The organism is Ruegeria sp. A4, assembly GCF_056543025.1.
Genome location: NZ_JBQGAW010000007.1, coordinates 28,391 through 41,461, shown reverse-complemented (window position 1 = coordinate 41,461; position 13,071 = coordinate 28,391). Strand labels below are relative to the sequence as shown.

The following is a 13,071-nucleotide window of genomic DNA, read 5'->3' as shown; positions in this document are numbered from 1 at the left end:
TTTTCCAAAATACTCCGGGGGCAAGGGGGCAGAGCCCTCTTACTCCGCCGCAATGCGCCGCGCCCGAGACACATCCAATGGGAAAACTTTCGCAGGATTCAGCAGCCACTTGGGATCGAACACATCTTTGACCGCCATCTGCGCCTCAAGATCGACAGGGGCATACTGATGCGACATGAGATCCCTCTTCTCGATGCCAACGCCATGTTCACCGGTCAGACAACCGCCTTCGTCCACGCATAATTTCAGAATTTCGGCCCCAAATGCCTCGCATTTTTCCAGATCACCCGGTTTGTTGGCATCGAAGAGGATCAGCGGATGCATGTTCCCATCCCCTGCGTGAAATACGTTTCCAACAGGCAGCCCGAATTCTTCACTCAACTCGCCGATGCGGCGCAGCACCGTCGGCAGGGCCGACACCGGGATCGTACCGTCCAGGCACATGTAATCGTTCAACTGCCCCATGGCGCCGAAGGCCGATTTCCGACCAAGCCAGATTTTTGCGCTTTCTTCGGCCGACTGGCTTTCTCGCAGTTCGACCGGGTTGTGGCGTTTGGCGATCTCGATGATTTTCGATAGCTGATGGTCGATTTCCGCTTCAGACCCTTCCACTTCGACAATCAACAGCGCATGGCAGTCGGGGTATCCGGCATGCGCAAAGTTTTCGCATGCTTTTATGCACAGCGTGTCCATGAACTCGATCGCAACCGGCAGAATACCCGATTTGATAATGTCCGAGACACACCGGCCCGCCACTTCGTTGTCGTCGAACCCCATCAGAACCGGCCGCGCGCCTTCGGGTCTGCGCAGAACGCGCAGTGTTGCTTCGGTCACCACGCCCAACTGACCTTCCGAGCCGCAAATGACGCCCAAAAGGTCCAGACCGGGCGCATCCAGATGCGCGCCGCCGATTTCAACGACACTGCCATCCATCATCACCATGGTCACACCCAGAAGGTTGTTCGTTGTCACGCCATATTTTAGGCAATGTGCGCCACCTGAATTCATCGCGATATTGCCGGCAATGGCACATGCCAGTTGCGAGGACGGATCCGGCGCATAGAAGAAGTCTTCTTCCTCGACCGCACCGGTGACGCTCAGATTTGTGCGCCCCGTCTGCACCCTGATGAAACGGTTGTCATAGTCAACCTCCAGCACCTCATTCATCCGCGCGACGCCCAGAATGACGCAATCAGCCGTTGGCAATGCCCCACCGGCCAGCGACGTACCCGCACCGCGCGGCACGACAGGCACGCCTTCTTCATGGCAGATGCGCAAAACGTCCGAGACTTCCTGCGTGCTCGACGGCAGCACGGCCAGCATCGGAGGGCATTTGTAGGCCGTCAGGGCATCGCACTCATAGGCTCGGGTTTCAGCCGGATCATGGATAATTGCCGTATCTGGCAAAACCCGCGACAGCCGCGAAACGATCGCGCTTTTCCGGTTCAGTACGTCCGGGCTTGGCTTTGGCATTTCCATGGCATCCCTCCCTTTGGTAAAATAATATTACCAATTTACCACTCTGGCAAGTTCCGATGTCCGGTCGTACTGTCGCGCCATGACCTGGATCGAACGTGCCGCCCTGTTTTCCCCTTTGGATTATGCTGCCATGGCAATATTGCTGGGTGCGTGGCTGTGGATCGGATGGAAGATCGAACACCCGTCACCACAGAAGCCGTCCGTCGCCCTTGTGATGGATGGCTACCGCCGCGACTGGATGCACGAGATGGTGACGCGCCAGCCACGGATGTTCGATGCGCAGGTCGTGGCTGCCATGCGGCAAGGCAGCACCTTTTTTGCCTCAACCACGATGATTGCCATCGGGGGTGGTCTGGCCCTGTTGGGCAATACCGAGCGATTGGCCGGGGTGGCGACGGATTTTGCCATCGGCAGCGCACCGGCGATGGTCTGGGAAATCAAGATACTTGTGGTTGTCCTGCTGCTGGCCAATGCTTTTCTGAAATACGTCTGGGCACATCGTCTTTTTGGATATTGCGCCGTTTTGATGGCCTCGGTCCCAAACGATCCTGAAGACCCGAACGCCTATCCTCGGGCCGGTCAGGCGGCCGAGATCTGCGTGACCGCCGCCCGAAGCTTCAACCGCGGTCTGCGCGCCACCTATTTCGCCCTTGCTTCGCTGGCCTGGTTTCTCGGGCCGATGGCATTGGTGTTGGGCACAATGATCACATTCGGTGTCCTGTATCGCCGCGAGTTTGCATCGCATTCCCGCGCGATCCTCACGGCCCAAACTTCGAACACAGAGACGTGATCCCCAAGCGCGGCATTAAACCCTAGGTTCGAACCATGCGATATGTGATTCTCAGCGCCCTTCTGGCTGCACCTGCCCTTGCCGACCCGCCGACAATCGAACAGGTCCGCGCCAGTGCCACCGGTGACACATGGCGGTTCGACGTGACGATCCGGCATCCCGATACAGGCTGGGATCATTACGCCGACGGCTGGCGCGTTCTGGACATGGACGGGAATGAACTGGGAATGCGGGTGCTGCACCACCCGCACGAGACAGAACAACCTTTTACCCGCTCGCTTGGCGGCGTGGTGATTCCGGAAAACGTTTCACAGGTGCAGATTCAGGCCCGGTGCAATGTGGATGGCTGGAACGAAGACACGACGTTGGTCGAACTAAACTAACCTTCAGAAAATCCCCATGGCAAGGCCCGCACCCAACGCGGCGCCGATCTCGCGACACCGATCCAGCTGATCTTCCGGAATGGTTTTTCGGGCCAGAATGGCCTCGGGCGTTTGCGCGTGCGTGCAGACAATCAGCGGCGACTGGACCTCTTTCAACCGCCAGCCAGTGGCGATCCGTGCGATCTGGCGGGCTGCATTCTCTCCGTCCGACCCGGCGCAAATCATCTGCGCATATGGGCGACCTTCGATCTGTCCAAGAACCGGGTAATAGCAGCGGTCGAAGAATTCCTTCATCAAGCCAGAGATCGCCGCCAGATTCTCTGGCGCGCAGAAGATGTAGCCGTCGGCGGCCAGCACATCCTCCGGCCCCGCCTGATCCGCAGGCACAAGCTCAACCTCGGTCTCTGCCCGTGCCGATTCAGCCGCCGCTTCGGCCATCTGCCGGGCACCACCTGTGCGCGAATGGTAAACGATCAGAAGCTGCGCCATGTCAGACCCGGTGATAGGGGCCACCTGACAGAATGGTCGCGGCCCGATACAGTTGCTCAGCCAGCATCACACGGACCAGCATATGAGGCCAGACCATCGACCCGAACGAGAGGGAAAAGTCGGCTTCGGCCCGCAAAGCAGGGTCTATTCCGTCCGCTCCGCCGATGATCAGCGCCAGATCCTGCCGCCCCGCATCGCGCCAACCGCCCAGTTTCCTGGCAAAATCGGGCGAAGACATCACGCGCCCGCGTTCGTCCAGCGTACAGATCACCGCGCCCTTGGGCAGCGCCTTGCGCAGCAACGCGGCTTCGGCCCCCATGCCTGCGTTTTTCTTGTCCTCGACCTCGATCACCCGCGCGGGACCAAGGCCCAGGCCACGGCCGGTCCGGTCAAAGCGGGTCAGGTAATCATCAAGCAGGGACTTCTCCGGTCCGGCGCGCAATCGCCCGACCGCAACTATGCTGATACGCATATCTCTCTCGCCTCCGGCCCCTCAATACGGGCCGGGATGGCGCCTCAGTTCGCCGAGGCGCTGCCGCCCTGTGGCAGCCACATCTTTTCCAGCTGGTAGAATTCGCGCACTTCGGGGCGGAAGATATGGACGATCACGTCCCCCGTATCGATCAGCACCCAATCGCCGGCATCCTTGCCTTCGACCTTCGAGGTGAAACCGAATTCCTGCTTGATGCGATCCGTCAGCTTTTCCGCCATGGCCGAGACCTGACGGGTCGACCGACCCGAAGCAATGACCATGTGATCCGCGACAGACGACTTGCCTTGCAGGTTGATCTGCACGACGTCTTCGGCCTTGTCATCGGAAAGTGAGGAAAGGATACGCTCAAGCAGCTTGTCGCTGATTGACTGAGAGTGGGCCATTACACCGGCCCCGTCTTCGGCGGGCAAACCCGCCTGTGTATGTAGTGACAGGACATAGTCCTCCTTTGCTGCGCGCCGTGAAACCCCGGCGCCGGGGTACTAATAAGGTAACAAGGGGAATGCAACATTTCAATGAAAGCGCGTCCGGCCCCGCGCAGGGTTGGTCACTCTTCTGCGATTTGTTGCATGTTTGCGTTTTCCGACAAAAGCCGAACCTCGCGCTGCGGGAAGGGGATCGATATCCCCTCGGCCTTGAAGGCGTCCCAGAGGGCGAGGTAAACATTGCCCCGAATGTTGGTCAGCCCCTTGGTCGGATCGCTGATCCAGAACCGCAGAACGTAATCCACGCTGCTGTCGCCAAAACCGGTGATATGGCAAACCGGTTCATGTTTTCCACCACTCAATACGCGGGTCACTGCCTTTACAGCCCGGATCGCCGTTGCCCGCACTTTGTGGGGGTCATCCTCATAGCTGGTGCCGAAATCCAGATCCAACCGCACGAATTTGTCGGAATGCGACCAGTTCACCACCTGGTTGGTAATCAGGTCCTCGTTCGGGATCAGGTATTCCCGCCCGTCCCGCGTGACAACCGAGACATAGCGTGCGCCCAGCGCATTGATCCAACCGAACGTATCGCCCAGCGAGATCACGTCGCCCGGCTTGATCGACCGATCCATCAGGATGATGATCCCCGATATGAGGTTTGACACCACTTTTTGCAGGCCGAACCCGATGCCCACGCCGATCGCGCCCGACAACAGCGCAATGCCGGTCAGATCGAAGCCCAGCGTGCGGATCGCAGCCAGAAAGACCGCGCCATACAGCAGCACCTGAATTCCCTTGGCCAACAACACCTGCATGGATGGGGTGATGTCGTCATTGCTCTGCAATCCACGCTCGGCCGCGCGGGTGCCGATGCGGGCCAGAGTCAACAGGACCCCGATCAGCAGGGTGGCCTTGAGAATGCCCAGCAAGGAAATATGCAGGTCACCGACGGAAATCGCGACCCCATCAAGGAATTCGGCCACGTCATCCGTCAGATTCAACGCAACAAGCGTTGCATAGACCCACATTGCCCACTTGAATATCCGTCGCAGCGTCCGGTTGCGGACAAGCCTCGCGACCAGTGCAATCGCCAGCCAAGCAGTTGCCAGAGTTGCAATGATCCCAATGAGATAACTGCGCGACGGCCAGGTGACATGCTGCATTACCTGGTACAAGAGCCAGGACAGAAGTACGAAATAGACCAGTGTCAGCCGCTGCATCAGCTGTACCATGGTGCGAAGCCGCCATTTCGGCCATCCGGTGCGTGCGCGTGTCCAAGCATCCCATCGCGGCTGTGTCAGAACTTTCAGAAGGAAAGCCAGCGCCCAAAGGAAAAGGATGATGACCAACTGATACTGCCGCCAGCCCGGCGTAACCACCAACTCGACCAGTTCTTGAAACTCGGAAGAGAACCCCGCGACCATGTTGTTGTAGAGGTCTGCCAGCGAGCTGGGGATCAGGTCTTGGTTCATACGCGCCTCCTGCACGGCAGCTTGGACAGCAACGCCGGGCGATGCAAGCCTGACACCGGTTTTGAACCTTGATTGCAGCAAAGGCGCGGTATATCTGAACCGCATGAGACTCAATGTGGCCCAAGAACAGAATCTGGAAGACCGCGCGCGTCTGCGCGAACGGTTCTTTGGGGCTGCCCGCACGGTCCTGGCACGCCTACCCGTCGCCTGAGCCAACTCGCCAGCTATTTCTCATTACATACGGGAGAGGACACATGTCCCCCAAAACACTCTATGACAAGATCTGGGATGCCCATGTCGCGCACGAAGCCGATGATGGCACCTGCCTGCTGTATATCGACCGCCATCTGGTCCACGAGGTCACCAGCCCGCAGGCGTTCGAAGGCCTGCGCATGGCAGGCCGCAAGGTGCGCGCTCCAGAAAAGACCATTGCCGTGCCGGACCACAACGTTCCGACCACACCGGACCGGGTGAACGGTATTGAAAACCCGGAATCGCGCATTCAGGTCGAAGCGCTGGACAAGAACGCCCGGGATTTCGGCATTCACTACTACCCGGTGAATGACGTCCGTCAGGGCATCGTGCACATCGTCGGCCCCGAACAAGGCTGGACCCTGCCGGGCATGACCGTCGTCTGCGGCGACAGCCATACCGCCACCCATGGCGCATTCGGCGCATTGGCCCATGGCATTGGTACGTCCGAGGTCGAACACGTTCTGGCCACGCAGACCCTGATCCAGAAGAAATCCAAGAACATGAAGGTGGAAATCACCGGTAAATTGCAGCCGGGCGTGACCGCCAAGGATATCACCCTGGCCGTGATCGGCGAAACCGGCACCGCTGGCGGCACCGGCTATGTCATCGAGTATTGCGGTGAAGCCATCCGCAACCTGTCGATGGAAGGCCGCATGACCGTCTGCAACATGGCCATCGAAGGCGGCGCACGCGCAGGGCTGATCGCACCGGATGAAACCACGTTCGAATATGTCAAAGGCCGTCCGCATGCGCCGAAAGGTGCGCAGTGGGAAGCGGCTTTGGCATGGTGGAAGACGCTCTACACTGATGAAGATGCGCATTTCGACAAGGTTGTCACGATTCGTGGCGAAGACATCGCGCCTGTCGTCACCTGGGGCACCAGCCCCGAGGATGTTCTGCCGATCACGGCAACCGTGCCGCACCCCGAGGATTTCGAAGGCGGCAAGGTCGAGGCGGCCCGCCGGTCAATCGAATACATGGGTCTGGAAGCCGGTCAGAAGCTGAGCGATGTCGAGATTGACACCGTCTTTATCGGGTCCTGCACCAACGGACGTATTGAAGACCTGCGTGCCGCGGCCGAGATCCTGAAAGGCAAGAAGATCAAGGACGGTATGCGCGCCATGGTCGTGCCGGGTTCCGGGCTGGTCCGCGCTCAGGCCGAAGAAGAAGGCCTGGCCGACATCTTCAAAGAGGCCGGGTTCGAATGGCGTCTGGCAGGCTGTTCGATGTGCCTGGCGATGAACCCCGACCAGTTGCAACCGGGCGAACGCTGTGCCGCCACCTCGAACCGCAACTTCGAAGGCCGTCAGGGCCGGGGCGGGCGCACACATCTGCTGAGCCCGGCAATGGCTGCCGCAGCGGCAATCACGGGACGGCTGACAGACGTCCGTGAATTGATGTAAGGTGCCCTCATATCTAGATATTTGAGGGATTGAACAAATGAGTGACTGGGTCAAATGGCTCCTGCTGGGGCTTCTATCAATTGCGTTCGGCGTCTTTGCGCTGGGCAATGCGATTGCGGCTTCGCTTGCCGTAACGGTCGTGACCGGTGCGCTGCTGCTGATTGCGGGCGCGATGCAGGTGGTCGGCGGTTTCACCGTCGAAGGCACAGGCAACAAGATTTTGTCACTCATCATGGGTGCGGTCATGCTGTTCCTGGGCTGGTCCTTTCTGGATCACCCGCTACAGGGAACACTGACGCTGGCAACCGTGATGCTGATCCTGTTCATGGCAGGCGGCATCGCGCGGGTCATTCTGTCGTTCCAGATGAAAGGAACACAGTTTTTCTGGCCCACGATGATCTCGGGCATCTTGTCGATCATCCTCGCAGGTATCATCTGGTCTTATGCAAGCAGCGAACCCGCCGCTTTGCTGAGCCTTCTGGGTATCCTGCTGGGCATCGAGATGCTGTTCAACGGGTTCGGATTGGTGTTCATGGCGTTCTTCGTCAAGAACGCACCCAAGGACGAAACAACAGAAGCGAAAGAAGCTTAATCGCGGGATACGGGCGCGGCCCTCTCCTGCAGGAGTGCAGACATGGAAAAGTTTGAAAAAGTCCACGGGGTGGCCGCCCCGATGCCACTGATCAATATCGACACCGATATGATCATTCCCAAAGTGCATCTGAAAACCATCAAACGGTCCGGCCTTGGCGTCGTGCTGTTTGATGAAATGCGCTATCATGATGACGGGCGCGAGAACGAAGAGTTCGTCCTGAACAAGCCCGCCTATCGCGAGGCCGAAATTCTGGTCGCCGGCGACAATTTCGGCTGCGGCTCGTCGCGCGAACACGCACCCTGGGCGATCAAGGATTTCGGCATCAAGGTCGTGATCTCGACCAGCTTTGCCGACATCTTTTTCAACAACTGCTTCAAGAACGGCATCCTGCCGATCGTGGTCGAAGAAGAACACCACGCGATCCTGATGGAAGACGCACATAAGGGTGAGAATGCCCGCATGACCGTGCACCTGGAAGATCAGCAGATCACCACTTCGGATGGGGTCGTGATCGAATTCGACATCGATCCGCACCGCAAGCACTGTCTGCTGAACGGTCTGGACGATATCGGTCTGACCATGGAGAAAGACCACCACATCGACAAATTCGAGAATCACGCAAGTCAGGCCCGCCCCTGGGTGTAAGGCCTTAGCCGATTCTTTGGATACTCAACCTAACGGGGTCGCCAAGGCGGCCCCGTTCTCATTCTTGGGGTTGAATTTACCAGAACCACAACATCTTGGTCTCACATTGAGATACACGTCGGATTTGCGTCGAAAATGATGCAATCCCGCACCAGTTGCGCCATCATTTTGCCCGAAATCACGTGTTTTCTGCACCCTGTCTTGAGCGAAATGCCGCTTATCGTCCATGTTGGCGCTAAAGAGGCATCCGTCAAAAACTCGAGACGATGGGCACAAGTTGGAATGTAAGTCGGCGAAGATCGACTTATCCGGTTTGAAAAAGGGTTCGGATAGTGATTGCGCGCACAACAGGGGCGGCGATACGCGGAATACTTGTGGCACTGATGGTGCTGACACCCGCGTTGTACCTGCCTGTATCATCGACGAACGGGACCGAGATTCTGGTCTTCCTCGCGATTCTCGCGTTCATCCTGACATTCGCCGAGTACAATTCCGCCTTTCCCAGCTTTATTGAATTTCGCGATGCGCCGCCGGTGAACCGTCTGCGGTTTGTCGGGCTGATGTCGATGGTCACCTTTCTGACCCTGGTTTGCAAAAACGCCTATGAGCCGACTGAGCTGACCGCGTTCGCCTACACCGCGGGTCTGGCCGTCGCGAATGTCGCGGACTTTCCCTATTCCCCGGTTCGGTTGATCGTGCTGATGCTGCCCTTGGATGCGGGCCAGCCATTGATCGAATTGGTTCGGATCGCAGCCAGTGTGGCCTACGTGGCCGCCTTGGTCACCGTCGCCAGCTTTGCCTATGCGGTCAAAGTGCGTGGCTGGCCCACGGGCAATGGCGCCTTCAACGTGTGGACCAATCTACCGTTGTTTGATCCCACCAAGGGCGGCGATGTCGTTACCCGTCTGCAACGCGATGGTCGCCTGAATATCTGCATTGGCGTTCTGCTTCCCTTCCTCATTCCGGCTGTCATCAAGCTCATGAGCAGCGTCGTCGCCCCGATCTCGCTGAGCAATCCGCAAACGTTGATCTGGACCATGTGCGCCTGGGCCTTCCTGCCCGCCAGCATGATTATGCGCGGCATGGCGACGCTTCGCATCGCGGGTCTGATCGTGGAAAAGCGCCGCGCCTATTCGACAAGCGAGACAACGCAAGCCGCATGATCCGTGCCCTTGCCCTGCTGCTGCTGCCTTTATCGGCGCAGGCAGAGGTTTATCGCATCGCCACCTACAACACTGAACTCAGCAGAAACGGCCCCGGCCTGCTGCTGCGAGACATCCAGCGGGATGATGCGCAGGTTGAAGCTGTTGTCGAGGTCATTGCCGCTGCGCGACCTGATGTCATTGCCCTGCAAGGCATCGACTGGGATCTGGAAGGCGCGGCCCTGAGCGCCCTGTCCGAGAAACTGCGCGAGGCGGGCCTGGATTTCCCCTATCACTTTTCCGCCCAATCAAATGCTGGGCTGGAAACGCCGCTGGATTTGGACGGTGATGGCAAAACGCAAGGCTCCGGTGACGCGCAGGGCTGGGGGAAGTTCACCGGCCACGGAGGGGTGGCAGTGCTGTCCCGTTTCGAAATCATGACCGATGACGTTCAGGATTACACCGATCTGCGGTGGAAAGACCTGCCTGGGGCTGCTTTGCCACGCAGGGATGGGCTTCCCTTCCCGTCTGAAGCTGCGCACGACATTCAGCGCCTGTCCTCGACCGTGCATTGGGTGCTTCCGATCGAAACCCCGCAGGGGCGATTCAGCCTGATGACTTTTCACGCTGCCCCACCGGTTTTTGACGGACCCGAGGATCGCAACGGTCTACGCAACAGGGACGAGATTCGCCTGTGGTCGGTTTTGCTGAATGGCGGTCTGGGGCCAGTTCCTCAAGACCCCTTCGTGATAGCTGCGGACGCCAATCTCGACCCGACCCGCGGAGAAGGCCACAAACAGGCCATTCGCGCGCTTTTGACCGATCCCAAGGTGCAGGACCCGATGCCAAAGGACCCATCGGGGTCATCAGCAACGGTCGAATGGAAAGCCACCGGGGAAATGCGCGTTGACTACGTGTTGCCGTCCAGTGATCTGCAAATCTCGGAAACCGGCATTGTCTGGCCCGTAGAAGGTGACATGCTGTACGACAGTGCCCGACGTGCCAGCAGGCATCGACTGGTCTGGGTTGACATAATCCTACCCTAGAACCTCGCCCCTGTTCCCGGTTGTTGACGATGAAGCGGCACGTTGGGGCGGAATGGCGGAACGCAAGGCATCCTCCAGCTTCGTTTCAGAAAACGAGGACAGCAGTTCCTTCATATAGCCGCCATCCAATTGATGCGGCACGTGCCAGAGGTACCGCATCTCGATCAAATGAGGGGCCATGCGCCAGAACGGACGGGCCAATTGCAGAGGCCACCATTTCATGCGCCGCACTGCAACCGGCCGGCCGGTGACTTGTGAAAGCGAGTGGGCAATCTGCGTCCCGGTCAAAGTATACCCTTCAAATGGAACATCGCAGAAACGGGGAAGGTCTTGCCGCATCTCAGCCAGCGCGACGGCGGCGCGGGCCAGATCAGGCAGAAAGGCCCAAGCGTGCGGCGCGTCCGGATCACCGGGGTAAACGAACTGACCGCGCGAAAGACGCTTGATCATGACCTGATCGAACCAGTTTCCGGATGCATTGGTGTCGATGAAATCCCCGGCGCGCAAAAGGATGGTGCGCACGGTTGATGCGCGATAGGCCTCTTCCATCTCGATCCGGACCCGGCCCAGCGGGTTGGTGGCCCGATGCGGCGTCCCGCCCGACCATGGACCCGGCGTATTTCCACCAAATACGTAGACATTGCCCGGCACGATCACGGTCGCCCCCGTATCTGAGGCCGCATCTATCACCCGTTTGGTCAGTACCGGCACATCGCGCGCCCAATCGGGATAGGGAGGGTTCCATCCGTTCACGATGACGTCCACGCCGCGCGCCGCCCGTGACAGCGAATCAGACCTGCGGTCAAATTCCGTCACGTCCCAGCCCGCGCGCCTGAACGCCAGGGCTGCGTTGCGTCCAAAACGACCTGTTGCGCCCAGTACCAGTGCAGATTGTGCCATGTTTGCCTCCTGTCTGAGATCAATCTACCCATTCACTTCGCGCAGGGAATTGCCGCAATTCGCAGAACATGTATTCATTTCTGAATGGACAAAGCTCTGACACATGCAGATTGGTCTCTGATCCAATGCTTTCTGGCCGTGGCCGAGACGGGATCGCTGTCTGCCGCCGCACGACATCTCAATCGTAGTCAGCCCACTTTGGGGCGACAGGTCCAAAACCTCGAGGATGAGCTGGGTGTCTCTCTTTTCGATCGCCACGCGCGTGGTCTGAAGCTCAGCGAAGCGGGTTCACAGCTTTTGCCGATGGCCCAGCAGATGCACAGCGCCATGACCGCGTTCAGCCTTGCCGCCGCGGGGCAATCGCAACAGCTTGAAGGTTCGGTGCGCATCACCGCATCCGTCTTTGCCTCGCATCACTTGCTGCCACCGATACTGGCGTCCATCCGCAAGCAGGAGCCCACGATCCAGCTGGAACTGGTGGCCACTGACACCACCGAGAATCTGCTCTATCGCGAGGCGGATATCGCTGTGCGGATGTATCGCCCGGCGCAGGTGGATCTCATTTCCCGCTATCTCGGGGATGTGCCGCTGTGCTTTTGTGCGGCAAAGTCCTATCTGGATCGGAAGGGGCGCCCCAAGACACCCGAAGAACTGTTTACGCATGATCTGGTAGGGTTTGACGCGAACCAGGAGATCATCAAAGCCATGCGTGAAAAGGGGTGGCCTGCCAGCCGCGACAGTTTCGCCACCCGCTGTGACCTGCAAAGCGCCTATTGGGAACTGATCCGGGCGGGCTGTGGCATAGGCTTCAGCCAGGTACAGGTTGCCCAAGCCGACCCCGACGTGGAAATCCTGCCGCTGGATGTGGACATCCCGATTCTACCCGTGTGGCTGGCCGCACCTCAGGCCATGCGCCAGACCCCGCGCATCCGCAGAGTCTGGGATTTGTTGGCAGAAGGGCTCAAAGCCGCTCTTTGAGGGTCAAAGCGGGCCGGTATAAGTTCCACGCGCGGGATAGTTGTTGCCCAATGTGAATTTCAATCCACCCGCAATATCCGACATGGACGGGCGACCGAAAGGCGTGGTCTGTTGCCACGCATAGTACAGCGTCCGGTCGGGTGCCACGTAGAAGTGCCCCGGCTCTGCGAACAAGTCCGGTTCGGCGCTGCCTTCGCGCTTGGTCGAGATGTTAAGGCCCCAATCATCCCGCGCGGCGGACAGGGGAAGGCTGTGGCCCACACGCAGGCGCGACGCTCCGGCTTTTTCGGCGGTTTCCGCCGCGCGCTCAGCTGTATCGGTGGTGATCATGATGACCTCGACGCCCAGCGCCGCGAAATCATCCAGCGCCGCTTCGACCTCGGCCATCTGCTTGATGCAGATCGGGCAATGCAGCCCGCGATATTGAATCACCAGCGTCCCGTTTTCGCCCTTGTCCGCGTCAAGATCGAAGCTGCCATGGGCAACAGTTTCGATTTTCAGCGCAGGAACCGGATTTCCAGGAGTCAGCATGTGTTTTCCTTCTGTTTTGGCAGGTTCGTCTCATTGACCCGA

At 59.0% G+C, this 13,071-nt stretch carries 16 protein-coding genes; 9 read left to right on the top strand and 7 right to left on the bottom strand.

Translation table 11 applies throughout. From position 1 onward, the window contains the following. Positions 1-39: 39 nt before the first annotated feature. Positions 40-1,479 carry an FAD-linked oxidase C-terminal domain-containing protein gene (locus ACR0E2_RS16610; RefSeq protein WP_480447177.1) on the bottom strand — a complete coding sequence of 480 codons (1,440 nt, stop codon included), beginning with the start codon at positions 1,477-1,479 and terminating at the stop codon, positions 40-42. 79 nt (positions 1,480-1,558) lie between these two features. Between ACR0E2_RS16610 and ACR0E2_RS16605 the strand changes: the two genes are divergently transcribed. Beyond that, on the top strand, positions 1,559-2,269 hold the full coding sequence (locus ACR0E2_RS16605; protein ID WP_480447175.1) for a DUF599 domain-containing protein: 711 nt from the start codon (positions 1,559-1,561) through the stop codon (positions 2,267-2,269). Between the two features lie 35 nt (positions 2,270-2,304). Next, complete coding sequence (locus ACR0E2_RS16600) at positions 2,305-2,652, top strand: hypothetical protein (protein WP_171230254.1); 348 nt, start codon at positions 2,305-2,307, stop codon at positions 2,650-2,652. Between the two features lie 3 nt (positions 2,653-2,655). Here the strand turns inward: ACR0E2_RS16600 and ACR0E2_RS16595 are convergent, their stop codons facing one another. The 4 genes from ACR0E2_RS16595 to ACR0E2_RS16580 all read right to left on the bottom strand — a co-directional run bounded on the left by ACR0E2_RS16595 (position 2,656) and on the right by ACR0E2_RS16580 (position 5,534). Beyond that, positions 2,656-3,141, bottom strand: coding sequence for a flavodoxin family protein (locus ACR0E2_RS16595; RefSeq protein ID WP_171230253.1), 486 nt, complete (start codon positions 3,139-3,141; stop codon positions 2,656-2,658). 1 nt (position 3,142) lies between these two features. Next, positions 3,143-3,613 carry a 23S rRNA (pseudouridine(1915)-N(3))-methyltransferase RlmH gene (gene rlmH / locus ACR0E2_RS16590; RefSeq protein WP_171642003.1) on the bottom strand — a complete coding sequence of 157 codons (471 nt, stop codon included), beginning with the start codon at positions 3,611-3,613 and terminating at the stop codon, positions 3,143-3,145. Between the two features lie 44 nt (positions 3,614-3,657). Next, positions 3,658-4,017 (bottom strand): ribosome silencing factor, encoded by a 360-nt coding sequence (rsfS, locus tag ACR0E2_RS16585; RefSeq protein ID WP_058276550.1) that lies wholly within the window; start codon positions 4,015-4,017, stop codon positions 3,658-3,660. Positions 4,018-4,181: 164 nt separating this feature from the next. Next, positions 4,182-5,534, bottom strand: coding sequence for a mechanosensitive ion channel family protein (locus ACR0E2_RS16580; RefSeq protein ID WP_480447173.1), 1,353 nt, complete (start codon positions 5,532-5,534; stop codon positions 4,182-4,184). Positions 5,535-5,637: 103 nt separating this feature from the next. Between ACR0E2_RS16580 and ACR0E2_RS16575 the strand changes: the two genes are divergently transcribed. From ACR0E2_RS16575 to ACR0E2_RS16550, 6 genes are all read left to right on the top strand, one after another. Then, positions 5,638-5,745, top strand: a complete 108-nt coding sequence (locus tag ACR0E2_RS16575; protein WP_010438763.1) for a hypothetical protein — start codon at positions 5,638-5,640, stop codon at positions 5,743-5,745. Positions 5,746-5,788: 43 nt separating this feature from the next. Next, positions 5,789-7,192 carry a 3-isopropylmalate dehydratase large subunit gene (gene leuC, locus ACR0E2_RS16570; protein WP_480447171.1) on the top strand — a complete coding sequence of 468 codons (1,404 nt, stop codon included), beginning with the start codon at positions 5,789-5,791 and terminating at the stop codon, positions 7,190-7,192. A gap of 37 nt (positions 7,193-7,229) precedes the next feature. Further along, on the top strand, positions 7,230-7,784 hold the full coding sequence (locus ACR0E2_RS16565) for an HdeD family acid-resistance protein (RefSeq protein WP_152459722.1): 555 nt from the start codon (positions 7,230-7,232) through the stop codon (positions 7,782-7,784). A 42-nt stretch (positions 7,785-7,826) separates the two neighbouring features. Continuing rightward, positions 7,827-8,432 carry a 3-isopropylmalate dehydratase small subunit gene (gene leuD / locus ACR0E2_RS16560; protein WP_480447169.1) on the top strand — a complete coding sequence of 202 codons (606 nt, stop codon included), beginning with the start codon at positions 7,827-7,829 and terminating at the stop codon, positions 8,430-8,432. A gap of 332 nt (positions 8,433-8,764) precedes the next feature. Then, positions 8,765-9,595 (top strand): hypothetical protein, encoded by an 831-nt coding sequence (locus ACR0E2_RS16555; protein WP_152459720.1) that lies wholly within the window; start codon positions 8,765-8,767, stop codon positions 9,593-9,595. Next, a complete protein-coding gene (locus ACR0E2_RS16550) occupies positions 9,592-10,620 on the top strand; it encodes an endonuclease/exonuclease/phosphatase family protein (protein ID WP_480447167.1) in 1,029 nt (342 codons plus the stop codon). Before ACR0E2_RS16555 ends, ACR0E2_RS16550 begins: the two co-directional genes overlap by 4 nt. Here ACR0E2_RS16550 and ACR0E2_RS16545 read toward each other — a convergent pair. After that, positions 10,612-11,520, bottom strand: a complete 909-nt coding sequence (locus ACR0E2_RS16545) for a Rossmann-fold NAD(P)-binding domain-containing protein (RefSeq protein ID WP_480447166.1) — start codon at positions 11,518-11,520, stop codon at positions 10,612-10,614. The genes ACR0E2_RS16550 and ACR0E2_RS16545 overlap by 9 nt on opposite strands. 84 nt (positions 11,521-11,604) lie before the next feature. Here ACR0E2_RS16545 and ACR0E2_RS16540 point away from each other — a divergent pair, with 84 nt between their 5' ends. Continuing rightward, positions 11,605-12,498 (top strand): LysR family transcriptional regulator, encoded by an 894-nt coding sequence (locus ACR0E2_RS16540; RefSeq protein ID WP_152459717.1) that lies wholly within the window; start codon positions 11,605-11,607, stop codon positions 12,496-12,498. Positions 12,499-12,501: 3 nt separating this feature from the next. Here ACR0E2_RS16540 and ACR0E2_RS16535 read toward each other — a convergent pair whose 3' ends face one another. After that, the gene (locus tag ACR0E2_RS16535) at positions 12,502-13,029 is read right to left on the bottom strand and encodes a redoxin domain-containing protein (RefSeq protein WP_480447165.1); all 528 of its coding nucleotides are present in this window, start codon (positions 13,027-13,029) and stop codon (positions 12,502-12,504) included. Positions 13,030-13,071: the final 42 nt, after the last annotated feature.